This window comes from Thalassotalea sp. SU-HH00458 (assembly GCF_040362795.1).
GTDB lineage: Bacteria > Pseudomonadota > Gammaproteobacteria > Enterobacterales > Alteromonadaceae > Thalassotalea_H > Thalassotalea_H castellviae.
In genome coordinates this window covers 379896-403828 of record NZ_BAABWW010000001.1, presented here as the reverse complement: position 1 = coordinate 403828, position 23933 = coordinate 379896, and the positions used below count along the sequence as shown (strand labels likewise).

At 36.8% G+C, this 23933-nt stretch carries 22 protein-coding genes; 12 read left to right on the top strand and 10 right to left on the bottom strand.

Annotated elements, in window-relative coordinates; genetic code table 11:
* Positions 1-117: 117 nt before the first annotated feature.
* Both gshA and ABXH06_RS01810 read left to right on the top strand, forming a co-directional pair.
* A complete protein-coding gene (gene gshA, locus ABXH06_RS01815; RefSeq protein ID WP_353517077.1) occupies positions 118-1692 on the top strand; it encodes a glutamate--cysteine ligase in 1575 nt (524 codons plus the stop codon).
* Between the two features lie 871 nt (positions 1693-2563).
* Complete coding sequence (locus ABXH06_RS01810; protein WP_311578326.1) at positions 2564-3181, top strand: transglycosylase SLT domain-containing protein; 618 nt, start codon at positions 2564-2566, stop codon at positions 3179-3181.
* Positions 3182-3916: 735 nt separating this feature from the next.
* Here the strand turns inward: ABXH06_RS01810 and ABXH06_RS01805 are convergent.
* The 3 genes from ABXH06_RS01805 to ABXH06_RS01795 all read right to left on the bottom strand — a co-directional run bounded on the left by ABXH06_RS01805 (position 3917) and on the right by ABXH06_RS01795 (position 7275).
* Positions 3917-5203, bottom strand: a complete 1287-nt coding sequence (locus ABXH06_RS01805; RefSeq protein ID WP_311578323.1) for an HlyC/CorC family transporter — start codon at positions 5201-5203, stop codon at positions 3917-3919.
* Positions 5204-5282: 79 nt separating this feature from the next.
* Entirely contained in the window at positions 5283-6080 is a 798-nt protein-coding gene (locus ABXH06_RS01800) for a cytochrome C assembly family protein (protein ID WP_353517076.1), read from the bottom strand.
* Between the two features lie 106 nt (positions 6081-6186).
* Positions 6187-7275 (bottom strand): SO_0444 family Cu/Zn efflux transporter, encoded by a 1089-nt coding sequence (locus tag ABXH06_RS01795; RefSeq protein ID WP_311578316.1) that lies wholly within the window; start codon positions 7273-7275, stop codon positions 6187-6189.
* A 199-nt stretch (positions 7276-7474) separates the two neighbouring features.
* Between ABXH06_RS01795 and ffh the strand changes: the two genes are divergently transcribed.
* From ffh to rplS, 5 genes are all read left to right on the top strand, one after another.
* On the top strand, positions 7475-8860 hold the full coding sequence (gene ffh / locus ABXH06_RS01790) for a signal recognition particle protein (protein WP_311578312.1): 1386 nt from the start codon (positions 7475-7477) through the stop codon (positions 8858-8860).
* Between the two features lie 273 nt (positions 8861-9133).
* The gene (gene rpsP, locus ABXH06_RS01785) at positions 9134-9382 is read left to right on the top strand and encodes a 30S ribosomal protein S16 (RefSeq protein ID WP_303449102.1); all 249 of its coding nucleotides are present in this window, start codon (positions 9134-9136) and stop codon (positions 9380-9382) included.
* Positions 9383-9414: 32 nt separating this feature from the next.
* A complete protein-coding gene (gene rimM, locus ABXH06_RS01780) occupies positions 9415-9945 on the top strand; it encodes a ribosome maturation factor RimM (protein ID WP_311578923.1) in 531 nt (176 codons plus the stop codon).
* Positions 9946-9985: 40 nt separating this feature from the next.
* The gene (gene trmD, locus ABXH06_RS01775; RefSeq protein ID WP_311578919.1) at positions 9986-10738 is read left to right on the top strand and encodes a tRNA (guanosine(37)-N1)-methyltransferase TrmD; all 753 of its coding nucleotides are present in this window, start codon (positions 9986-9988) and stop codon (positions 10736-10738) included.
* A gap of 37 nt (positions 10739-10775) precedes the next feature.
* Positions 10776-11129 carry a 50S ribosomal protein L19 gene (rplS, locus tag ABXH06_RS01770; RefSeq protein WP_311578308.1) on the top strand — a complete coding sequence of 118 codons (354 nt, stop codon included), beginning with the start codon at positions 10776-10778 and terminating at the stop codon, positions 11127-11129.
* Positions 11130-11223: 94 nt separating this feature from the next.
* On the opposite strand, the gene ABXH06_RS01765 is transcribed toward rplS, so the two are convergent.
* The 3 genes from ABXH06_RS01765 to ABXH06_RS01755 form a co-directional block, all read right to left on the bottom strand.
* Complete coding sequence (locus tag ABXH06_RS01765; protein WP_311578304.1) at positions 11224-11634, bottom strand: type 2 periplasmic-binding domain-containing protein; 411 nt, start codon at positions 11632-11634, stop codon at positions 11224-11226.
* 9 nt (positions 11635-11643) lie between these two features.
* The gene (locus ABXH06_RS01760) at positions 11644-12828 is read right to left on the bottom strand and encodes a hypothetical protein (protein ID WP_311578301.1); all 1185 of its coding nucleotides are present in this window, start codon (positions 12826-12828) and stop codon (positions 11644-11646) included.
* An 83-nt stretch (positions 12829-12911) separates the two neighbouring features.
* On the bottom strand, positions 12912-14531 hold the full coding sequence (locus ABXH06_RS01755) for a methyl-accepting chemotaxis protein (RefSeq protein ID WP_311578297.1): 1620 nt from the start codon (positions 14529-14531) through the stop codon (positions 12912-12914).
* Between the two features lie 423 nt (positions 14532-14954).
* Between ABXH06_RS01755 and acs the strand changes: the two genes are divergently transcribed.
* The 4 genes from acs (at position 14955) to ABXH06_RS01735 (ending at position 20077) form a co-directional block, all read left to right on the top strand.
* Positions 14955-16898 (top strand): acetate--CoA ligase, encoded by a 1944-nt coding sequence (acs, locus tag ABXH06_RS01750; RefSeq protein ID WP_353517075.1) that lies wholly within the window; start codon positions 14955-14957, stop codon positions 16896-16898.
* A gap of 386 nt (positions 16899-17284) precedes the next feature.
* Positions 17285-18379: a 3-deoxy-7-phosphoheptulonate synthase gene (locus ABXH06_RS01745; protein ID WP_353517074.1), complete on the top strand. Its 1095-nt coding sequence runs from the start codon at positions 17285-17287 to the stop codon at positions 18377-18379.
* Between the two features lie 48 nt (positions 18380-18427).
* A complete protein-coding gene (gene tyrA / locus ABXH06_RS01740) occupies positions 18428-19555 on the top strand; it encodes a bifunctional chorismate mutase/prephenate dehydrogenase (protein WP_503012472.1) in 1128 nt (375 codons plus the stop codon).
* 30 nt (positions 19556-19585) lie between these two features.
* Positions 19586-20077 carry a thioredoxin family protein gene (locus tag ABXH06_RS01735; RefSeq protein WP_353517072.1) on the top strand — a complete coding sequence of 164 codons (492 nt, stop codon included), beginning with the start codon at positions 19586-19588 and terminating at the stop codon, positions 20075-20077.
* Between the two features lie 56 nt (positions 20078-20133).
* Here ABXH06_RS01735 and ABXH06_RS01730 read toward each other — a convergent pair whose 3' ends face one another.
* The 3 genes from ABXH06_RS01730 to ABXH06_RS01720 are packed head-to-tail and all read right to left on the bottom strand — an operon-like array spanning position 20134 to position 21743.
* Positions 20134-20307, bottom strand: coding sequence for a DUF3012 domain-containing protein (locus tag ABXH06_RS01730; RefSeq protein ID WP_353517071.1), 174 nt, complete (start codon positions 20305-20307; stop codon positions 20134-20136).
* A gap of 43 nt (positions 20308-20350) precedes the next feature.
* Entirely contained in the window at positions 20351-20950 is a 600-nt protein-coding gene (locus ABXH06_RS01725; protein WP_311578278.1) for a hypothetical protein, read from the bottom strand.
* A gap of 43 nt (positions 20951-20993) precedes the next feature.
* The gene (locus ABXH06_RS01720; protein ID WP_353517070.1) at positions 20994-21743 is read right to left on the bottom strand and encodes a hypothetical protein; all 750 of its coding nucleotides are present in this window, start codon (positions 21741-21743) and stop codon (positions 20994-20996) included.
* Between the two features lie 525 nt (positions 21744-22268).
* On the opposite strand from ABXH06_RS01720, the gene ABXH06_RS01715 reads away from it, so the two are divergent.
* Positions 22269-22670, top strand: a complete 402-nt coding sequence (locus ABXH06_RS01715) for a hypothetical protein (RefSeq protein ID WP_311578273.1) — start codon at positions 22269-22271, stop codon at positions 22668-22670.
* Positions 22671-22740: 70 nt separating this feature from the next.
* On the opposite strand, the gene pheA is transcribed toward ABXH06_RS01715, so the two are convergent.
* Positions 22741-23916: a prephenate dehydratase gene (pheA, locus tag ABXH06_RS01710; RefSeq protein WP_311578270.1), complete on the bottom strand. Its 1176-nt coding sequence runs from the start codon at positions 23914-23916 to the stop codon at positions 22741-22743.
* Positions 23917-23933 lie beyond the last annotated feature (17 nt).

Here is a 23933-nt window from a genome sequence, read left to right as displayed (position 1 = left end):
TTTTAGTTATATTCTTAGAAGAAAATAACACAATAAAAAAATTCAATGGCCATTGAAATATCAACCATTACCCCTTAAATAGGTAATCAGTAACTGCTTCATGCAACAAGGATTATTTTGACATTATCTTTTCAACAATATATCAACACACTAAGTGATGATACACACATTCAAGCTTTAACTGGCATTGGAAGAGGCATAGAACGAGAAGGGTTACGAGTGCTTTCTCAAGGAAGATTATCGGAGCACGATCACTATCACAACCTAGGTGCAGCGCTGACTCATCCCAATATCACCACAGATTACTCAGAGTGTTTATTAGAATTTATTACGCCGGTAAGTCATTCGCCAGAAGAGGCAATAGCTCAACTAAGAGATACTCAGAAATTTACATTGTCACAAATTAATGACGAATTAATTTGGCCGATGAGCATGCCTTGCTTCGTAGACGACGATGATAAAATAGTTCTAGCTAAATTTGGCAACTCAAATGTTGGCAAAATGAAAACGGTATATCGTCAAGGTTTAAAAAACCGTTACGGTAGTATGATGCAAGTTATTGCCGGTATTCATTTTAATTTTTCGTTTTCAGATAGCTTCTGGCAAACACTTAAAGTCATAGATGATAATCATGATGAAATGCAAGATTATGTTTCTGCAAGATATTTTTCGCTTTTAAGAAACTATAAACGTTACTGCTGGTTGATCCCATACTTGTATGGCAGCTCACCAGCTATTTGTCCGTCATTCTTACAAAATAAAGCCACAACATTACCCTTTAAAAAATCTAAAAGTGGTTATTTGTACCTTGAACATGCCACATCACTTAGAATGAGTGATTTAGGTTATACCAACAGCGAACAATCATCTTTGCATATTTGTTATAACAACCTTGAAGGTTATCTCAATGGCGTAAAAGAAGCGATTAATATCAAATCAGAAGAATTTGAAAAAATAGGAATTAAAGTTGATGGCAAGTATCAACAATTAAACAGTAATGTTTTACAGATCGAAAATGAACTTTATGCACCTATTCGCCCTAAACAAGTTGCCAATTCTGGTGAGAAACCATCTCAAGCACTGCAAAGTCGAGGCGTTCAATACATAGAAGTGAGAGCGTTAGATGTTAACCCTTTTGCAGATACCGGAATTGATCAACAGCAAATATACTTCCTTGATATATTCTTAACGTTTTGTGCATTGATGGAAAGTCCGACATTAGATTGTGATAAGCAAAATATTTGTGAAGAAAATATGGATGAAGTGGTAGTGAGGGGACGAGATCCTCAGTTATTACTATCAGATGAAGGTATTGAAAAATCGATTGAAACGTGGGGAGGAGAGCTTTTTTATGATATGGAAAAAGTGGCAAGATTACTGGATAAAGCCTATCAGTGCGATAAATATAGTGAAGCCATCGCCATTGAAAAAGCGAAACTGACAGATTCAAGCTTAACCCCTTCTGCTAAAATTCTTGCCATTGTTGTTGAGAAAGAACAAAGTTTGACTCAATTTGCATTAGCGAAAGCAAAAAGCTATCGAGTAGAAACCTTAAAAAATGACTATCAATATTATTCTCAACAGTATTTTATTGATCAGGCTGAAATATCCCACCAAAAACAAGCCGAAATTGAGCAAGAAGACAAAGTTGATTTTGATACGTTTATACATGAGTATTTTAAAGAAGTTTAACTGTCTAAAATAGTAGACGTTAATGGCTCTATTACATTAACGTTTCCTTGACTTGCAGGCAAAAAAAAGCGCGTTAGGGTAACGCGCCGTAATAGTAAGAAAGCAGTCCAGGGAGGTTTGCGCTCTCATAATTTATGACAGACGCTTTTTTTAATAGTTCATTATTTATTCAGTTTTTCATTTCTTTTTTAAGCTCGCTTTGCTATCTAACTCTTTTATTTGTATTTTTCTAATAAAAATTTGAGATAAAAAAAACGCGTTAACTTAATAAAGTAACGCGCCTAAAACATGAAACACTAAGGGAAAATAAAAGTCTCGTATAATAAGAGCCGTGCTTTTTTGAAAAGTTCAAATAAATTGTTATTTAAATTAATAGGCAAAAAAAAAGATAAAAAAAACGCGTTAACTTAATAAAGTAACGCGTCTAAAACATGAAACACTAAGGGGAAATAAAAGTCTCGTATAATAAGAGCCGTGTTTTTTTGAAAAGTTCAAATAAATTGTTATTTAAATTAATAGACAAAAAAAGATAAAAAAAACGCGTTAACTTAATAAAGTAACGCGCCTAAAACATGAAACACTAAGGGAAATAAACCTCTCATTAAATAAGAGTATAAGTTTTCAATTAAGTTCAAAATAAATTAAAGAAAAATGATCCCATTCAATTGAATAAAAAAAAGCGCGTCACTTGTTAAAGGAACGCGCTAAAAAAACAATCTAAGGGAAACATAAAATAAATGCTTATTACTAAGAGGAGAGGATTGTCTAAAAGTTCAAAAAATTGAGAGAATTATAATTCTTTGCTGAGTTTTGTTACCTAATTTCAAAATTTCTGGCATGATAACTTTATTGTAAAATATGTATGAATATTATGAACAAACTTTCTTTTTTCGTTGCGCTTTTGAGTGCGTTTCTCTTAAGTAGTTGTGCAACACCTCCTCCTAAGAACCCTGAAAACTTATGTGAAATATTTAATGAACACCGAGATTGGTATTTTGCAGCGAAAGACGCACGCGAGCGCTGGGGCGTGCCTATCCATGTGCCAATGAGCATGATGTATCAAGAAAGTTCTTTTAAAGAAGATGCCTTACCACCACGAGATTTTTTGTTGGGGTTTATCCCGTGGGGAAGAGTAAGTTCCGCTTATGGCTATTCACAAGCGAAGACAATGACTTGGGATGACTATATTAAAGAAACAGGCAATGGTGGCGCTGATCGAGATGATTTTGACGATGCTATCGATTTTATGGGCTGGTTTATTTATAAAACGCAAAAAATTAATAAAGTGTCCAAATGGGATGCTTATAACCAATATCTTAATTATCATGAAGGTTGGGGTGGTTTTAAACGAAAAACCTATAAGAAAAAAGCTTGGTTGGTTAAAGTCGCCCGTAAAGTTGATAATCGAGCGAGACAATATAGCCGTCAGTTGAAAAGTTGTGAGGCTGATTTAAATAAAAGTTGGTTCTGGCGTTTATTCTTCGGTTAACGGCTGACATTAGTCGCCTTGTTCACAGATTTATCCTTTGGATAACTTTCGAACGATATACAAAAAAACAGTCAAATTAGGGCTGTTTTTTTGTTTCAACTAGGTTAGTTAAGGCTGAGATACATGAATCAGCATGTAACCTTTTTTTGAATTTTTTCACTACGAATACTTTCATAATGATTTCTAATTAGACGTAAAAAAGTAGTTTGTAATCAATAGCATTTTTCTTGCCAAAATGTCCAATTTTATAGGAATTTATTGCTAAGCCACGCCCTCTTTGATGTTTAAAAAAATGTAAAAAAAACTTCATTTTTTTAACAAAAATTGTTTGCAAAATCAGAAGTCGTTATTCTATTGGTCTTGCAATTGTTATCCACAGAAATTGTGGAAACATGATTTTTGTATAATTGCCTGTGAATAACTTTGTGAGTAATTTAAGTCCATGTCAGTATTATCCACATTAACGCACGGATAAGAAAAATAGTTAAAACTATCACATCGCTAATTTCATCAATTAAATGCCATTATTCGCAAGTAAAGTTTTAAAACACGGAGCGTGTTTAATGAAACAATCAATTAACAAACTGGTGGGGCGTACAAAAAGATTAAGGAGATTTATTTTAAGGTTTTTCAGAAATAAAAACCTGGCCATAAAAAAACGACTTTAAGTCGATTAAGTCGTTTTCTATATTTTAAGAACGGTTGTCGATAAAAATCTAAGCTAGGCGATATTGCTTAGTCATGATCTCTATGTTGAGATTGATAATAATCAGGCAATATCCTTACCGTTTTGATCATATTATCATTCACGTCAATTATCTCTACCGGATAACCTGCGATTCGCACACTTAGGTTCGCTTCAGGGATATCTTCTAAATATTCCAAAATTAATCCATTGAGTGTTTTTGGCCCATCGGTTGGAAATGCCCAGCCCATTTCTTTATTAATATCTCGAACGGTAGCACTGCCATCGACTAAAAAGCTCCCATCAGGCTGTACATTTACTTCATCGCTCGCGGCCGGTGTCATGGTCGTTGTAAAGTCGCCAACTATTTCTTCTAAGATGTCTTCTAAGGTCACTAAGCCTTGAATGTCACCATATTCATCTACGACTAGGCCTAAACGTTCTTTCGCGTCCTGAAATTTTAATAATTGCACGTTTAATGTTGTGCTTTCAGGAATAAAATACAGTTCACGTACCGCACGAATAATGGTGGTTTTATTAAACTGATTTTTCGACAATAATTTTAACGCGTCACGCATGTGAATGTAGCCCACTACGTCGTCTATTGTGTCTCGATAAAGTAAAACACGGGTATGCGTAGATTGCGTGAGTTGTTTTTGAATTTTCTTCCAGTCTTCGTTGATATCAATCCCAACAAGTTCACTGCGAGGGATCATAATATCCTCAACGGTTACTTTTTCGAGATCTAAAATACTAACGAGCATGTCTTGGTCGCGATCAGCTAGCAGCGCGCCTGATTCGTTTACTACCGTGCGAAGCTCTTCCGAACTTAAACTATGATGTTCACGTTGTTTATGACTAATCCCTATCAGGGCTAACATGCCGTTTGTGATCCAGTTAACGGCAACCACGAACGGAAATAACACTTTCAACAATAACGACAGAATAATCGAGCTAGGAAAAGCCACTTTTTCTGGATATAAAGCCGCTAATGTTTTTGGGGTTACTTCGGCAAAAATTAAAATGATTAAGGTGAGTGCGATAGTGGCGATTAGTACGCCCATATCACCAAATAATCGTAAACCAATTATTGTCGCAATAGCAGATGCAGCAATATTCACTAGATTATTGCCGATAAGGATCAAACCAATAAGGCGATCAGGTCTGCCAAGCAATTTACTGACTCGCCTAGCACCTTTATGTTTTTGTTTTTCTAAATGACGTAATCGATAACGATTAAGTGACATCATGCCTGTTTCTGAACCAGAAAAATAGGCAGAGATTAATACGAGTATACCAAGGATGGTAAACAGCATATTCGTTGATATGTTATCCAAAAAAGGGATCCTATATGACTAAAAAAATAACTTAATTCAACACAACATTAAGTTAAGGGTAGTTATACCTTAAAAAGTGTTATAAGAGAAACTCTTTAACAAATCGACTGCCAAAATAAGCTAATGTTAATAAGCTAGTAGCAATAACGGTTAAGGTAAGAACACGGTGTCCGCGCCAACCTTGCTTGTAATGTCCCCATAAAATCACCAGATAAAATAATAACGCTAAAAGCGACAATACCGTTTTATGGGCGGTTTCTTTTGTTAGAAAGTTTTCTAAAAAAATAAAGCCCGTTAATTGACTTAATAACAGGCAAGTTGTGCCGATAAATAAAATAATGAAGAGTTGAGTTTCTACTTGCATTAATGGCGGGAGATGACTCACTGCCGCTAAGTTTTTACTTTTGAGTTTCATATTTATATACGCAACTTGAAAAGCAAAGAGCATGGCAATGACTAAAACACAATACGCTATTAAAGCAAGTGTAATATGGCTAAGTACGGTGAAGTCGGCACTAATAACTGGGGCAGCATGGCCTTGTGGCGTAAATAACATAATTAATTGCCACAAACCAGCAAATGCATAAGTAACAGGAATTAATAAATTAACTTTGAAACGTAAGGCTAATGAAGTCACGGTTAAGGTAATAATTAAACTAACTAATGAAACAACATTAGGTAAAGAAAAGTTGATATTATCTTGGTTAAAAAGGTACTCAACGGTATTTAAAGTATGAGCAATTATTGCCAGACAACCTAAAGTTAAAATAGTAACAAGATGGGGACCTTTAGGGTGAAATAAACGAAAGACGACGGCTAAGGTTGCTGATATGTAGCAAATAAACGCCGTTAAAGCACCAAAATGAGAAAACTCCACCAATCACTCCATTTATATGTTTGTTTTACAGGCAATAATATCAAACTTTTACCAAGGAATATTTGATATCACGTAAATTTACTCGATCTTATCAGAAACTCCTAGCTTAGCTAGTCTTTAAGAAAAATTGGCTAGTGCTATGTCTCAAGGGTTTAATGGCAAAAAATGCAATAATTCCAGCACAGGATAAACCAAACCAATAGGGTAGCATTTCATGATTGTGCTGCATCTGTTGACTAATATTTATTGCAAAATAATCGATACCCCAATCAAGCAATAAGCCAAAAGCAATTGCTGAACTAGCAATACCTATTAAATAACGTATTAATACACTCATGCCCATTTCTTTTTTGATGATCCCTAATGTGGAAATATTAGTGGCTGGACCCGCCATCATAAAAACTAACGCAGTGCCTGGTGAAATACCCGCTAATATAAAACCTGCCGCAATTGGTGTTGAAGCCGTGGCACAAATATACATAGGGATAGAAATCGCAATCATCAATAACATGGCAGGTAAACCACTGCCATAGCTCAAGAGAAAAGACGTTGGCACAAAGGTTTTTACTAACGTAGCAAATATAAGCCCAATGAGTAACCAAATGATTAAATCATCAATTAATTGTGTAACTGCATAACGTAAACCGTTGAATGTTTTACTGATAAAAGAAACTTGTTTGGTTTCTGATGAAGTACCACAACAGCTTGGTTTTTCTTGTTTTGTTTTACTTGCACAACATGACGTTGATGTGTCGCTGGATGTTGGTGCTATTTTAGCTGTTGTTACTAATAATCCGGTAAAAATAGCGGATATAATTGCTGAAATTGGTCGGTAAATTGCAAAAATAGGTCCTAATAACGCATAAGAAACGGTGATTGAATCGACACCTGTTTCAGGTGTTGCGACTAAAAAAGAGGCGGTTGCTGGAGACGAAGCGCCACTTCTTTTTAATTCGGTGGCAACGGGGATCACCCCACATGAACAAAGCGGCAAGGGGGCACCGATCAATGCTGCTTTGACTATGGCTAATTTACCTTCACCTAAATGATGACTTAATATATTGGTGGGCGTCCAAGCTTTCATCATACCCGCAATAATTAAGCCTAATAAAAGCCATGGACTCGCCTCAGCACTTAAAAATAGAAAGTTACTTAATAGTTCATTCATTGTTTGCGTTAGATTTGCCAAAGCCATGTTACTCTATATCTATCTTGTCGATAGCTTATCATAGAATTTAAAAAGGGAAGGATAGAGTAAACCATATTTCTACGTGCTTTCACCCTTGAAAATTAAAAATGACAAGCCATATCTTTAAGAATATTTTATACTTATTACAATTATTCACCGCGCAATAAATGCGTTGTTTATTACTTAGCTAACATTCGAGTATTACATGTTTGAAAATCTTTCTGATCGTTTAACCAAAACGCTAAAAAATATCAGTGGTCGTGGCCGACTTACTGAAGATAATATTAAAGATACCCTGCGTGAAGTGCGTATGGCATTACTCGAAGCCGATGTTGCTTTACCTGTTATTCGCGAATTCATTGCTAAAGTAAAAGAAAGTGCTGTTGGCACTGATGTATCTAAAAGCTTAACACCAGGTCAAGTTTTCGTAAAAATTGTTCAAAAAGAACTTGAAGCTGCGATGGGTGAAGTCAACGAAGCACTTGACTTAAAAGCAACACCTCCTGCTGTAGTCTTAATGGCCGGCTTACAAGGTGCGGGTAAAACCACCTCAGTGGCAAAGCTGTCTAAATATTTAAAAGAGCGCGAAAAGAAAAAAGTGTTAGTAGTTAGTGCTGACGTTTATCGTCCCGCGGCTATTAAACAACTCGAGACATTAGCAAATGAAATTGAAGTAGGTTTTTTCCCAAGTGATATCAAACAAAAGCCAATAGATATTGCCAAAGCTGCCATTGATCATGCCAAAAAACATTTCTTTGATGTACTAATTGTCGATACAGCCGGTCGTTTACATGTTGATGAAAGCATGATGGATGAAATCAAAGATCTTCATCAAGCTATAAATCCAGTTGAAACCTTATTTACTGTAGATGCCATGACAGGTCAAGATGCGGCAAATACAGCAAAAGCATTTAATGACGCTTTACCACTAACAGGTGTTATTTTAACCAAAACAGATGGTGATGCCCGTGGTGGTGCTGCTCTTTCTATTCGCCATATCACTGGCAAGCCCATTAAATTTATGGGTGTTGGTGAAAAAATTGAAGCATTAGAACCATTTCATCCTGACCGTATTGCTTCTCGAATATTAGGAATGGGCGATGTTTTATCGCTTATCGAAGAAGTTGAGCAAAAAGTTGACCGTAAACAAGCCGAAAAATTAGCCAAGAAAGTTAAATCAGGAAAAGGTTTTAGCTTAGAAGACTTCCGTGACCAGCTTGTACAAATGAAAAATATGGGCGGTATGATGGGCATGATGGATAAGTTGCCTGGCATGGGAGGAATGGCAGATAAAGTGAAAGACCAAATGGATGATAAAGTGACCATTCGTATGGAAGCGATTATTAACTCTATGACACCTGGTGAACGTGAGCGCCCTGATATTATCAAAGGTTCACGCAAGCGAAGAATTGCCGCTGGCTCCGGTACTCAAATTCAGGACGTGAATAAATTATTAAAACAATTTACTCAAATGCAAAAAATGATGAAAAAAATGTCAGGTAAAGGTGGCATGAAGAAAATGATGCGTTCCATGCAAGGCATGATGCCTCCAGGAGGCATGGGCGGTGGCGGCGGTATGTTTGGCCGTTAAGCGAATTTTGTAAAAGTTACGTTTTATAGAGGCAACATACGTTGCCTTTTTTATTGTTTTTTTACCTTGTTCTTTTTTGAACAGCTAACTGTTTCGCTTCGTTCAACTGAGTTTTACAGTAGCAGCAAAAAGAAATTTTCAATTAGCTTGATAGTTTGCGTTAATACTTGCGTTTTTATTAAAAAAGCGTAGAATACGCGAGCTTTTCTGTCACCCAGGTGTCAGGAAATGTCTGGAAAATTCGTTTTAACACTTAAATATATAGAGGACGATATGGTTACCATTCGTTTAGCTCGAGGCGGCGCTAAGAAGCGTCCATTCTATCAGGTTGTTGTTGCAGATAGCCGTAATTCTCGCGATGGTCGTTTCATCGAAAGAATTGGTTTCTTCAACCCGACAGCACAAGGTCAAGCGGAAAAATTACGTTTAGACCTAGACCGTATCAACCATTGGGTTGGTCAGGGTGCAACGGTATCTGATCGTGTGGCCAAGTTAGTAAAAGACGCTCAAGTAGCAGCTTAATAGCTTAGTTATAAAAGGTAGGTTTAGGAGCAATCGTGGCAGAAGTAAAAGAAATTATCCTTGGCAAAATAGGCGCAGTCTATGGCATCAAAGGTTGGTTGAAAATACATTCATTCACTGATGAACCCGAAGCCATACTTGACTATTTTCCTTGGTCGTTAAAATTAGGAAATAAAACACAATCAGTAGAAATTACCGATTGGCGCAGACATAACAACGGACTCATTGTTAAAGTTGGTGGAATTGATGATCGTGATGAAGCGCAAGCTTTTGTCGGCTCAGAAATTTTAACCACTGAAGACGCTTTGCCAGAGTTACCTGAGGGTGACTTTTATTGGCGAGATTTAATGGGAATGGCAGTTGTGACGGCCAATGGTTACGATCTTGGCGAGGTTTCCGATATGTTAGAAACTGGTGCCAACGATGTATTGGTTGTAAAAGCAAACCGAAATGATGGCTTTGGAAAGAAAGAACGATTAATTCCGTATCTTATGGACCAAGTAATTAAATCGGTAAGCATTGAAAATAAACAAATTTGTGTTGACTGGGACCCAGGTTTCTAACTTGAGTGACGGCGTTAAAAATAATCTTAGTGATAAGAAAATGTGGATTGGGGTAATAAGCCTTTTTCCCGAAATGTTTGACGCAATAACTGAGTATGGGGTGACAGGCCGAGCGATCCGAAACGGGTTAATTGAATTTCATAAATGGAATCCAAGAGACTTTACTCATGATCGACATCGTACCGTTGATGACCGTCCTTATGGCGGAGGTCCGGGCATGTTGATGATGGTTCAACCGTTACGAGATGCCATTCATGCTGCACGAGACGCAGCAGAAGGGAAAGCTAAGGTCATTTATTTATCACCTCAGGGACGTAAATTGGACCAAGCTGGTGTACGCGAATTAGCACAGCATGACCGACTGATATTTATAGCAGGACGTTATGAGGGCATAGACGAAAGACTAATTGAGTCGGATATCGACGAAGAGTGGTCTGTCGGAGATTATGTTTTAAGCGGAGGGGAACTTCCTGCGATGAATGTAATTGATGCCGTAGCACGCTTTGTACCGGGTGTATTAGGACATAATCAATCTGCTGAGCAAGATTCTTTCTCAGATGGTTTGTTAGATTGTCCCCATTACACAAGGCCCGAAGTTTTTGATGATGGAACCGAAGAGGGGAAGTCAGTACCAAAAGTGCTACTTAGTGGTAATCACGAACATATAAAGCAATGGCGACAATATAAGTCATTAGAAAGAACATGGACTAGAAGGCCAGAACTTTTAACTGACCTAGCTCTGACAGCAGAACAAGTTAACATGCTTGAAACTATTAAAAATAGTAATAAGTAATATTGTTGATGACTGTGAACTCTAGGAAGAAGGTATTATGAGTAAAATTATTGATATGCTCGAACAAGAGCAAATGAAAACAGACTTACCAGAATTCGCACCAGGCGATACGGTAGTTGTACAAGTAAAAGTTACAGAAGGTGATAAAACACGTCTTCAAGCATATGAAGGTGTAATCATCGCTGTTAAAAACCGCGGCATCAATTCTGCATTCACGGTTCGTAAAATTTCGAGCGGTGTTGGTGTAGAACGTGTATTCCAGACACATAGCCCAATCGTTGACTCAATTGAAGTCAAACGCCGCGGTGATGTTCGTCAAGCTAAACTTTACTATCTTCGTGAACGTTCAGGTCGATCTGCACGTATCAAAGAGAAATTGGCAAAAAGATAATCTCTTTTTATCAAAAGTAGCTTAATAAAAGTGCCTGAATAATTCGTTATTCAGGCATTTTTGATTATAAAATTAATTAAGTATTAACAAATCTTTAAAACTTAGCTGCAACCTTTACCGAGTCGTTAACCGCACCATCACTTACGTAGCCGATAAAGCTAGGGTTTTGGCTTATTAACTTGATAACTTCTGCTTCATTATCAACTGATTTCGGCGCTTGACCCTTGCCTGTGAAAATCAATTTTGACCAATAAGCTTTTAATTGACTTTCAGATTTACCAATAACGCTGTCTAAAAATTGATTTCTCGCATCTCCATTTGTTAAGTCGATAGGAATAACTTCGTTACCGTCAGGAAACTTTTTACTTTTTCCTAAAAATATTTTTTTAAATGCTTTTTTATTTAAAGTATTAGAGTTACTGGGATGCACGATTACTGTTACTGCCTGTACATTCAAAGCGATTAAGCTTAATGCTAAAATTAATATTGAATTAACATATTTCATCACTTTCTCCTAAAAGACTAAGTCAACGCCAATTGACATTATTTGATAATCACCAATATTGGTTAACTGGTGCTCGCCAGTAAAGTAATCAACTTTTAATGCTGCGCTTGGATGAAAGTCATACCTTAATGAAAGACCATAACCGTCAAACTCACTTTCTGATATAGCTTGTTGTAGCCCTTTACCTGTCGCTTGCAAAACAGGGTGATTAACTCCATTTAGAAAACCATAATCTGCTGGTTGTTCTGATTCTTCGGCGTGTATCGTTATTACATAACTATCGAATCGACGACCTAATGCCAAATACCAGTTTTTGTTTGCTGCATCTACTGAATCTTTCACACCGTAATTTGTGTATTCAAAGTCGAGTAGCCAGTCATCATAATCAAGGCCAAAGCCGGTAAACCAATAAAGACCATCCTTTTTATTCCAGATAACAGCATCAGTAAATTTAGTGACATCACTTTGAGTTGCGCCTAAACTTAATGCTGCTTGAATGCCAGGCTGAATAGCAGGTATATAAAAATTGGCGTCTACTGACTCTGCTTTCATTTCTGTTGTAAATGCCCCAGTAAATACTTTCCACCAGTCGCCTGACAATGTAACATTTACTGATAAAATATCTTTGATCCCTAATTCTGTGGTGCCAATACCGCCTAAACTGATATCTCCATTCCAACTACCATAGAGTAACTTAGTATCTAATGTGTAATCCCCGTCGGCTAACTCAAACTGGCTATTTAAGGCAATGCCTTCAACCGTAGAAAACGGAAATTCTTCATAAACAGCCTTCGGTAAACGAGAAAAGTTATGGGCATAACCTACTTTTTGATATTCTGATTGGTGAAATGTTGGGTTTGCTAATTTACCCACACTAATAGAATGATTATCTGCCAATTGATAATTGATATAAGCCCATCTTGCTTCAACATCAAAATCATTCAGCCCATCAGCGTAAAATTGAATAGTCGCTGTTAAACCTTCACTTAAATCAGCAGAAGCCTGTAAGGCAAATAAAGATTCATCTTTAAATGAAATTTCACCATCTTGAAAGTTACCAAAAGGGACACTTCCTCCATCTGAGTTAATTTGACTGGCCCGTATTGAAGCAAAGCCATTAAAGGTAATATCCGCAAAGCTTTGCGGCATATAGAGAAGTGACAACCCTACGGTGCATAATTGCAGTTTTTTCATATACTAAGCTCCCTGAGTGTTAGTATTATTAATAATGTGTCATTTTCAGATAGTGCTTCAGTTTTATTATTTATTAAAATGATCTAAACCTTAAAACCTTTAGCGATAATGCCTAAATCACTTGCTAAGCAAGCTAATTTCCCACTTACGCCGGCTAACTCTTCAGAGGCCGTATGCGTTTGTTGGGTGCTGTGGCTAATTTCATCAACATGAGAAACGATTTGTGCCGCGGACTCCGATTGTGCTTCTGTTGAATTGGCAATATCTTCGGTCATGGCGTTAATTTGTGCGACAGAGGTGGTAATTTCATCTAAAGACTTGCCTGCTTCACTGACTTGTTCAACGCTATCATCGGCTAACTGTTTACCACTACTCATAGCGTTAACGGCTTCTTTAGCTGCAGCTTGAAGTTTCTCTATGGTGGTTTGAATCTCAATGGTTGACTCTTGAGTACGCGAAGCAAGAGTTCTCACCTCATCAGCAACTACGGCAAAGCCTCTACCTTGCTCTCCCGCTCGAGCGGCCTCTATTGCCGCATTTAATGCTAAAAGGTTTGTTTGATCTGCAATTGAACGGATAACATCTAACACTGCGCCTACTTGATTCGCATCACTGTCAAGTTGGTCAATAACGTCAGATGATCTTTCAACAGTTTGTGCGAGTTGATGGATAGTATTAACGGTAATTGAGACAACTTCTGCTCCTTCGGTAGATACTTTCGAGGTTTGAGTTGCTGCCACTGCGGCTTGAGCTGCATTGTCTGCCACACTACGAACACTAATGTTTAAGCTTTCAACAGCATCCTTGGTGTTTTGAGTGCCTTTTTGTTGTTCCATGGTTATTTTATTAGTTTCTTCAGCAGTAGAGCTGACCGTAGATGCCATATCTGATAATGGTAGCGCTATTTCAACAACTTGCTTGATGGTAAGTTGAAGCTTTTCTATAAATCGATTGAAACATTGAACAAGCTCACCAACTTCATCATTCGTTTTGGTCTCAAGTCTTGCCGTCAAATCACCTTCGCCATCGGCTAAATCACTTAAAGAGGCAATAACATTAGAAAGTGATGACTTGATACCTAAAATAATAGGGACTGCGGTACCAAATAATAGTGCTATGGTAATAAAGCCCATAATAAAACCTGTGGTCACCAAGCTTTCGGCAGAATCATTCGCTTCTTTTATACTATTTTCAAATGCAGAAACATTCTTTATATTGAAATTTTCGACAGTGCTTGTGACTTTCTCATAAGCTTGATTCATCGACTTCCCCATTTCTGGAAGCTTTGAAAAGTCTATCGTTTCATTAATCATGCCCAATGAGAGGGCTTTAGCTTGTGCAAAATAATCATCAAACTGCTGTTGCATTTGCCGTTTATCTGATGAAAATTTAGCATGACTTTTACCTATATCATTTATCCGTGCGGAAATTTGCTTAGATAATTCGTCCGCTACTTCAATTGTTTCTTCTTCTCCTGTGGTGACCGCACTATTAAGCATCTCAGATATACGCACAATAGATACTGATACTTCTTTTGAATATTGCACAACAGGAAATTGTACATCTCTAGCTTCAGAAAGCAGTTGAACATTGTTTTTGGCTGTAATTGTCGAAAGTGATAAATAAAAAATAAAGCTGATTGTTCCAATTATAGGGATCAAGTATATTTTTTTTGATATAGATAATTGATTGAGAATATTCATAAATTACTTTTTAATCTCATTGTTTGGACATCTATTATCAAATGTAGGACAAAATGTTTAAATATGTAAAAGAATTAGCAGGCATTTTTCAAACTTCCCCCAATTTAATTGCCTATAAATGAATGAAGTTATTTTATTATGTATTTTTATCAATGTAATAAGGGTATTTTAAGGATTGTGGTATTCATGATTTATATGACAGCGTTGTCATCGTGTTGTTAAAGTGCTAATGTTTGAAAAATTTAATATATATTGTGCTTTTATTCGACTTTAGTTGAGTAGGCGAACGAATTTAGTTGCTATATGATAATAGCCATCTAAAAAATAATTTTAAGCTTTATTTGCTCTCCCTTTACTATTCATTAGGTTTAGCAAATAAAAAGCAACGTACAGATCTTATAAATAAGAATTGAAGGACATAACATGCAAGAATTAAAAAGCCTTTATCCGATTTTAGAGCAAGCCAAAGCTCATACTCACATTGATACTGCTACCTATGATGCAATGTACAAACAATCAATTGAACAACCGGATGTGTTTTGGGCTGAACAGGCTGAAAAGTTTCTTGATTGGTATCAACCTTGGGACAGCGTTACAAAAGTGGATTTAAAAACCGCTGATATTAATTGGTTTTCAGGTGGTAAGCTTAATGTTAGTTATAACTGTATTGATCGTCATCTAGTTACAAAAGCAAACGATACCGCCATTATTTGGGAAGGAGATGACCCGAGTGAAGATCAAAAAATAACCTATCAAGAATTACATGATCATGTTTGTCGTTTTGCAAATTTATTAAAAGAACGCGGTGTTAAAAAAGGGGATCGTGTTTGCATTTATATGCCTATGATCCCAGAAGTAGGTTACGCCATGTTAGCTTGTGCTCGAATAGGTGCCGTTCATTCTGTGGTATTTGGTGGTTTCTCTACAGAAGCCATTCGTTCAAGAATTATTGATGCCGATTGTAAAGTTGTCATTACCTCAGATGAAAGTCTTAGAGGCGGTCGTGTCATTCCATTAAAAACAAACGTAGATGAAGCGGTTGCTGAATGTCCGAATGTTAATACCGTTATCGTTGTAGAACGCACTGGTGGTGATGTCGCATGGAATGACCAAATAGATGTTAAATACCAAACGGCGGTAGCCAACCAATCACCAGTGTGTGAGCCTGAAGTGATGGACGCTGAAGATCCATTGTTTATCCTATACACATCAGGTTCAACAGGTACGCCAAAAGGTGTTCTTCATACTTGTGGTGGTTATTCACTTTATGCGGCGATGACTCACAAATATGTTTTTGACTATAAGGACGGAGAAATATATTGGTGTACTGCAGATGCTGGTTGGATCACAGGTCATTCTTATATCTTTTATGGTCCATTAGCCAATGGTGCTACGACTTTAGTCTTTGAAGGCGTACCAACTTATCCAGATGCAGGGCGTTTTTGGCAAGTGTGTGAAAAGCACAAGGTCAATGTGTTTTATACCGCGCCAACTGCCATTCGTGCTTTGATGAGTGTTGGTGATGAGTTAGTTAATCAATCTGACTTATCATCTTTACGTATTCTAGGTACCGTTGGTGAGCCAATCAATCCTGAAGCTTGGCACTGGTACTATGAAGTTGTTGGTAAGTCTAATTGCCCAATTGTTGATACGTGGTGGCAAACAGAAACTGGTGGCATTTTAATTACTTCCTTACCAGGTGCTGTGGATATGAAACCAGGTGCAGCAGGTAAACCTTTCTTTGGTGTAAAACCCGCTTTGTTTGATAAAGACGGTAACACCCTAGTAGGAGAGAACCAAGGATTGTTAGTTATGACGGGCAGTTGGCCAGGGCAGTTGAGAAGTGTTTATGGCGATCATGATCGTTTTTATCAAACCTATTTAAGTCAATATCCAGGTAATTATTTTACTGGTGACGGTGCGAAACGTGACGAAGATGGTTTCTATTGGATCACTGGTCGTGTTGACGATGTACTTAATGTTTCTGGTCATCGCTTAGGAACGGCTGAAATTGAAAGTGCATTAGTACTTCATCCCGCTGTTGCAGAAGCGGCAGTTGTAGGTTATCCGCATGAAATTAAAGGCCAAGGAGTTTATGCGTACGTTACGTTAATGGGGAATGCGGCTGAGTCGGATGAATTGTTAGCAGAACTTACAGAGTTTGTTGCTAAAGAATTAGGCCGTTTTGCAAAACCAGATTACATTCAATACGCGCCAGGGTTACCTAAAACTCGTTCAGGTAAGATTATGCGCCGAATCTTGCGTAAAATTGCCGAAAATGAAATTGATACTTTAGGTGATACCTCAACGTTGGCAGATCCTGCTGTGGTCGATAACCTTATTGCAAATCGAATTGTACATAGTTAATTGGTTGATTTTTATTCATGTTAAAAGCGCTATTTTTAGCGCTTTTTTTATATCTAAACATCAATGTTCACTGATGTATTTCAGCTACTCGTGAAATTAATGCCCAATCAGCCATTATGGTATAAATGAAATTACTTGTTTTTCAATGGAATTATTTTCAGACAACAATATTTATATCTGAATGTGAAAAAAACTTTGCCTTCACTAAAATTCGTGTGTAAGATATTCATTACAAATCGAGTAAAGTTAAGTTTACAAAGTTAAAGTTTAGAAAATGTTTAATCATAAATCACAATATTATTACCTCCCTTTCTTTTGCTAAGCGTAAGCTTTAGCACTTTTTACTCTATATTTATAAAATCATCGCTGTAACAACTGGAAAAATTATGTCTAACACCACAACACCTAATACTCAAAAGAGTACATTAAACGATATTCATATTAATGCTGAAGAAGTATTAATTACTCCTCACGCTTTACGTGCCGAATTACCGATGTCTGAAGCAGCGCGTGAGTTTGTTAAACAAGCTCGGCAAGATATTTCTAATATTATCCATAAAAAAGATCATCGATTGTTAGTGATCAGTGGACCATGTTCTGTCCATGATGTTGAATCAGCGAAAGAATATGCGAGAAAACTGAAAACGCTACAAGAGCAGTATCAAGATAATTTTTATGTGGTGATGCGTGTTTATTTTGAAAAACCTCGTACAACTGTCGGTTGGAAAGGTATGATAAATGACCCGCATATGGATGGCTCTTTTGATGTTGAAGGTGGATTACGTAAGGCGAGAGAATTACTCATTTATCTTACTGAACTTGGTTTACCGCTGGCAACAGAAGCGCTTGACCCGATTAGTCCGCAATACTTAGCTGAATTATTTAGTTGGTCTGCGATAGGAGCAAGAACTACAGAGTCGCAAACTCATCGCGAAATGGCATCTGGATTATCCATGCCTATAGGCTTTAAAAATGGCACCAATGGTAGTTTAGATGTTGCGATTAATGCATTGCAGTCTGCGGCGTCATCACACCGTTTCATGGGAATCAATCGTCAAGGACAAGTTGCTTTGATCAAAACATCAGGTAATCCTGATGGTCATGTGATATTACGTGGCGGTAAAAAACCTAATTATGATGCAGAAAATGTCGCAATTTGTGAACAAGATCTGGCTAAACATAATTTAGAGTTAGGTATAGTGATTGACTGCTCTCATGGTAATTCTAATAAAGATTATCAACGTCAGCCTTTGGTTGCACACGATGTTTTTAAGCAAATTACTCAAGGCAATAAATCTATTATTGGTATAATGTTAGAGAGTCATATAAATGCAGGTAATCAAAGTGCTGATTTACCACAAGAGCAGTTAAAATATGGTGTTTCAGTCACTGATGCTTGTATTGACTTTGCAACAACAGAGCAGCTTTTTGTCGATGGTGAAGTGATATTACGTGACGTGTTAAAAAATAGAATTGCTTAATTATTTATAGATTAAATAGTGCAGCATCAGCAAAGATAGATGGAAACAATGAACATCGAACTTCAATTAAAAGCGCTAAGAGACGACATCGACATTATTGATAGTCAACTTGTCGAGTTATTGGCGCAACGTCGAGCAGTTACCAGCAAAGTTGGTGAGTTAAAAAGCCAAGTAGGTATGCCAATTTATGCGCCTGAACGAGAAGATCAGTTAATCAAGTTGCGCCGAGAGCAAGCTACTAAAGCAGGTATTTCTCCTGAGTTGATTGAAGATGTGTTACGTCGTGTAATGCGAGACTCTTATATTAGCCAAGATGCGAGTGGTTATCGATGCGTTAATCCTGAGTGCAAAAAAGTTGTTGTGGTGGGAGGAAAAGGTCAACTAGGAAAAGTATTTGTTGATTTGTTTTATCGTTCTAATTATCGCGTTGTTACCTTAGAACAAGAAGATTGGGTTAATAGTGAACAGATATTGACTGATAGCAGTGTCGTTATTGTTGCTGTACCCATTCGTTTAACAACCGAGATCATTCAACAACTCAATCACTTACCAAGTGATTGTATTTTAGCGGATGTAACGAGCGTTAAAGAGCAACCGTTGGCCGAAATGTTGAAAATACATTCAGGCCCTGTCATTGGATTACATCCGATGTTTGGTCCTGATGTCTCTGGCTTGATAAAACAAACGATCATTGCGTGTCAAGGAAGAGCGCCTGAACGTTATCAATGGTTACTTGATCAGTTTCAAGTTTGGGGAGCAAAAATTTATCAGGTTGATGCCAAAGCACACGATCAGGCAATGGCGATGGTGCAAGTGATGAGGCATTTTTCAACCATTGCTTACGGCTATCATTTGATGACTGAAGGAGCCGATATTTCACAATTAGTTGAGATGAGTTCTCCTATCTATCGCTTAGAATTAGTCATGGTTGGTCGGTTATTTGCTCAAGATCCTATTCTTTACACAGACATCATTTTTTCAAACCGAGAAAACATTGCCATGATGAAGCGTTTTGCTCATCGGTTTCTTGAATTATTAGCTGGTATAGAACAAGGAGATAAAACGTCTTTCGTTGCTATGTTTAATGAAGTGTCAAACTGGTTTGGTGATTATGCGGATATCTTTTTACAAGAAAGTAAAGCTATGTTATTAAAAGCTAACGAATTAAAAAAATAAACCCGATAATACTTTTACTATTGAGATTCTATGAACAAAGTGATAACAAAACTGATTTTGGCGGCTTCGTTCTCCTTTTTATTAGGCTGTGTCCACACAACTGAACATGACGCGTTAACTGTTGGGAAGATTGACGCTCAAGCGTTGTTATCTAATTATCAAAGCTTTCACACACCACATCGACAATTTAGCCTTTCTGACCGACAAATAGCTTTAGTTAAGCAATGGCCTCGTTCGGTACATATTGAAGTGTATTTTGGCACTTGGTGTCATGATAGTCAGCGAGAAGTACCTAAATTATTGAAGATACTAAGCCATAATCAAACAGTAACCTACAATTTAATCGCACTTGATTATCAGAAAACAGAACCGACAGGTGTGGCGATAAAAGATGATATTAAGTTCACGCCAACTTTTATCGTTTTTCAAAATAAGAAAGAATTGGGCAGAATAATTGAACGTCCAAAGACGACATTACTTAATGATCTTGATGAGATAATACAATTAAAAGGTAAGTTGTAGAGTATTGAACTACTCTACAACTTGATGATTATGATTATGATTATAGGTAAGAAGGATTATTCATCGTCGCTTTTGAATAAACAGTGCTTTGCGTAATCTTTTGCTTCAGTTGCCTTCCAATCTCCCTTTGGCTTTTCTTGCAATTGCGCACACCAGTCTTTACTACCAACTTCAGGTGCACAGGCGGAAATGAGTATTAAGCTAAAAATTGAAATTAATATTTTTTTCATTGTTTTCTCTGTTTCATTAGTTAGTAAATAAAAAGTAATCACTTTAAAATTTTATCGCTAAGCCGATAGAAATATTTGATTCCATCCATAAAGAGTTTTCAAATTGGGCATGGCAAATGTCGTTTTCACAAAACATATTATCATCGGCGTCCACTAAAGTGGCGTAACCTCTTAATTCGGTGATCATCGCAACGGTTTCAGAAAACTCATATCTTGTACCAAAAGCTAAAGTTGCTGAAGGATATAACTCTTCACTAATATTGCTATCAAAGTATGCGCCACCTAAGCCTAAAGAAACGGTAGTGACATAACTTTGCTGACGAAATTGTGCTACCCCATTAAAGTGAGCATACATAATATCTAAAGAGTAATTCTGCTCAGTCGCTTCACTTTTAAAATCATGACTGACTACATTTAGCATTATCTGTCCTTGACCATTCGGGGAGTCTTGCCAAGCGACAGCCACACCAACATTACCACCGGCATCAACTGATAAGGCATCTTCAGTGGAAATTCCGGTTAGATCAGAGCTATACATTTGACCTAAAAAAGCTGAAACCTCAAACTCAGTAGCAACGGCTGATAATGAGAATACAGATAAATATAGCGCCAAAGCTTGCTTTAAAAACCGTTGATAAATCATTGATTTATTCCTTTTTCATTAAGTATATTTTGCATCATTAAGCTTAGGATTTATTGAACAATTCTGAAAGTTTTTTCTTCGCTTTATCTTTCAACTTATCGGTAGCTTGTTTTTTTAATTGTTCTTTTTGGGTATTTTTGGTTTCTTTCCAAATGGCGGAAAGCGCTTCTTTTACAATAACCCCCCCTAATTCACTTGCCGGTAAACCGTCTTTTCCTCCAATATCATTTAGGATGATATCAGGTAGTGTTGCACTATGTTCTTTGTTGCCAAGTGCAGAAAGATCGACGGTTAAAGCTGTACCGGCTAATACTACTTTACTTACACTTAGTTTTGGCTCAGCTTTTGTTGAAGCTGACTCTGTGTCGGCATTTTTTTGGCCAGCATTAGGAATATTTTTCTGAATGGTATCTATTAAGTCTTTCATATTTGAAGCACCAGAAGCGGTAAACTCTACAAACGCTTTTGGATCTTTAATAATAATCGCATCTATAATTATTGGCTCTTGGGTTAAACTTTCTACATTAATATCTAAAGTCACTTCCCCTAAAGTAAAAGCATGGGGATAATTGTACTCACTGCCATTGGCTAAACTGATACCCATAATACTGCCCGCACCTTGGGTTAATTTGATATCAACTGAATTAACGGCAACTTTCTGCTCTGTAATTTGTTTACCAACGGTCTCAATTTGACCTTTTACAAACTCATTTAATGAGCCTCCTGCTAAAAACCATAATGCGCCACCACAAGCAAGTAAAATGACGACGACAATTGACGCTAAAAATTTCATATTTTATTTCCTATAAAATTGATAAATGTGAAGAAAGTTGTGATGTAAATAATTATATATTAATAACATGAAAGTATGGAAAAAATAATAAATTTACTTATGACTATTGAATTTAGGGGGGAATGCAGGCTTATAAAGTAAAAGGTTGCAGATTGGGCAAAATGGGAAGTTTGGCTTTTTATACTGGTTTGAATCGTTCAATCTGTTTTTCGAACAATGGAAGCAAAAAGTGCCATAAAAAATAAAAGATTTATCGGCCTTTTAATCCCTTTACTTAACTTTTTACGATTACAAACTAAATATCGTTACTTCATAATATTAAAGCTAGTTTTACAATAGCTTGAAATTTTCTTAATTATTTTTCTATAGGTGTTTTTATGGGGTCACTTTTAACGTGTTCTAAAAATTAAACATCTATAGATTGTTTTGTATTCGACTTGCTTAAAAAGTGAACTTGAGATATAAAAACTGAGTTATAAAAAATAACAATAATAAACATAATTATAATAAATAGGGGAATGAGTTTTGCTGAAGGTAAATAAAAAGCTCTGGTCGTTTAATTTTGGTTGTTTAATCGCGTTTTCATTTGTTTGGTTAGTCAGTTTTGGTAATACCGCTCCAGTTCCTGAGGTATTGCATCCTCATACATTTTTTATTCTAGATTATTATTCAGGTCTTGTGACGGCTCTAAGCGCAATAATGATCACTGCATTAATGGTGATTATCATGGGAAAAGGATTTAATCTTTGCGCCAGTGAACATCCTTTCTGGTTAATATTACCATCGTTATGTTTTATTGCATTAACGACGCTTTCTGCATTTGAATTATTAACGTCGATGTTATTTGCTGTTATTCCGGCATTAATGGTGATGGTTTCAACGGCAGTTGTCTTTAGGCTAACCAAACGTAAATTGAAAACCATATAAAAAAGAAAAAAGGCTTTGCAATGTCAAAGCCTTTGTTGATTGAACGGGTTTTAGTGGCGATGGACTAAGATCACAATTTATCACTTGGCACATTGGTTGGGCTGATATGCTCAATAGGGTAACAACCTAACACTTTAATAAAATTAGTTAATTTTGTGATTTCATTAATTGCTTCTTGTAAAGCCATATTCTTAATATTCGCTTCTACATCAATATAAAACATTTCTTCCCAAGGACGCCCTTGGATCGGTCTTGATTCTAGTTTACACATATTAATACCGTTGTTTTTCAATACTAATAAACATTCAACTAGTGCACCTGGCTTTTGTCCTGTTGCTAAAATAAGAGCTGTTTTGGCCGGAATTTGTTCAGCAACATCAATGGGTTTTCGGGCAACAAGAATAAAACGACTATGATTTTCATTTTGGTTAGCAATTGACTTTTCTAATGCCGCTAACTTGTATAAATGACCGCCTTCTTCACTGCCAATAACCGCCACTGTTTCATCTTGCAGCTCTGCTGCTTGCGCCATAGCTTCTGCAGTGCTTTCACAGTATTCAATGCGTATGTTTTGTTGTTTATCAAGGAAATTACTGCATTGTGCCAATGGTTGGCCATGGGCATAAATGGTTTTAATTTGACTGAGCGTGGTATTAACGGCAGTTAATAAACAATGCTCGATTGGCTGGGTAATTTCACCAACAATTGATAAGTTAGTATGTTGTAATACATCGTAAACTTCGTTAATACTGCCAGAGCTAGTATTTTCAATTGGTAACATACCGTAATCTACGTGTCCTGATTCAACTTGCTGCATGATATCGGCAAAACTTTGGCAGCCGCATTCAATAATATTTTCGGCACGTCGAGAAAAATAACGATGACTGGCTAAATAACTATAAGAGCCTTTATTACCAAGAAAAGCGACACTTACAGTTGGCAACTCTATTGCTGGATTGGCTAAGGTTTGTAAATAAGCTTGCTGGTTTAATACCGAGTCTTCAATGATCATTTGAAAAACACTGGTAACATAATGAGCATCTAAACCGTACTCTTTACCTTGTTTGATAAGACGGATTAATAACTCTTGTTCTCGTTGCTGATCTCTGACAGGGCGAACTTGATGAGCTTTACTTTTTGCGACATTTAACGTTAATGAACGACGTTCAGCAAATAGCGCTAAAAGCTGTTGATCAAGTTTTGTTATTTTTTCGCGTATTTTATTTAAGTCTAATTCTTCGTTCACATGACACCTACTATAAA

What these genes read in the sequence shown, in the direction of transcription:
- ABXH06_RS01810 (WP_311578326.1), top strand. Translation starts at nt 2,564, where the DNA reads ATGAACAAACTTTCTTTTTTCGTTGCGCTTTTGAGTGCGTTTCTCTTA.
- ABXH06_RS01795 (WP_311578316.1), bottom strand. Translation starts at nt 7,275, where the DNA reads ATGGCTTTGGCAAATCTAACGCAAACAATGAATGAACTATTAAGTAAC.
- ffh (WP_311578312.1), top strand. Translation starts at nt 7,475, where the DNA reads ATGTTTGAAAATCTTTCTGATCGTTTAACCAAAACGCTAAAAAATATC.
- rpsP (WP_303449102.1), top strand. Translation starts at nt 9,134, where the DNA reads ATGGTTACCATTCGTTTAGCTCGAGGCGGCGCTAAGAAGCGTCCATTC.
- trmD (WP_311578919.1), top strand. Translation starts at nt 9,986, where the DNA reads ATGTGGATTGGGGTAATAAGCCTTTTTCCCGAAATGTTTGACGCAATA.
- rplS (WP_311578308.1), top strand. Translation starts at nt 10,776, where the DNA reads ATGAGTAAAATTATTGATATGCTCGAACAAGAGCAAATGAAAACAGAC.
- ABXH06_RS01765 (WP_311578304.1), bottom strand. Translation starts at nt 11,634, where the DNA reads ATGAAATATGTTAATTCAATATTAATTTTAGCATTAAGCTTAATCGCT.
- ABXH06_RS01760 (WP_311578301.1), bottom strand. Translation starts at nt 12,828, where the DNA reads ATGAAAAAACTGCAATTATGCACCGTAGGGTTGTCACTTCTCTATATG.
- ABXH06_RS01755 (WP_311578297.1), bottom strand. Translation starts at nt 14,531, where the DNA reads ATGAATATTCTCAATCAATTATCTATATCAAAAAAAATATACTTGATC.
- acs (WP_353517075.1), top strand. Translation starts at nt 14,955, where the DNA reads ATGCAAGAATTAAAAAGCCTTTATCCGATTTTAGAGCAAGCCAAAGCT.
- ABXH06_RS01745 (WP_353517074.1), top strand. Translation starts at nt 17,285, where the DNA reads ATGTCTAACACCACAACACCTAATACTCAAAAGAGTACATTAAACGAT.
- tyrA (WP_503012472.1), top strand. Translation starts at nt 18,428, where the DNA reads ATGAACATCGAACTTCAATTAAAAGCGCTAAGAGACGACATCGACATT.
- ABXH06_RS01735 (WP_353517072.1), top strand. Translation starts at nt 19,586, where the DNA reads ATGAACAAAGTGATAACAAAACTGATTTTGGCGGCTTCGTTCTCCTTT.
- ABXH06_RS01730 (WP_353517071.1), bottom strand. Translation starts at nt 20,307, where the DNA reads ATGAAAAAAATATTAATTTCAATTTTTAGCTTAATACTCATTTCCGCC.
- ABXH06_RS01725 (WP_311578278.1), bottom strand. Translation starts at nt 20,950, where the DNA reads ATGATTTATCAACGGTTTTTAAAGCAAGCTTTGGCGCTATATTTATCT.
- ABXH06_RS01720 (WP_353517070.1), bottom strand. Translation starts at nt 21,743, where the DNA reads ATGAAATTTTTAGCGTCAATTGTCGTCGTCATTTTACTTGCTTGTGGT.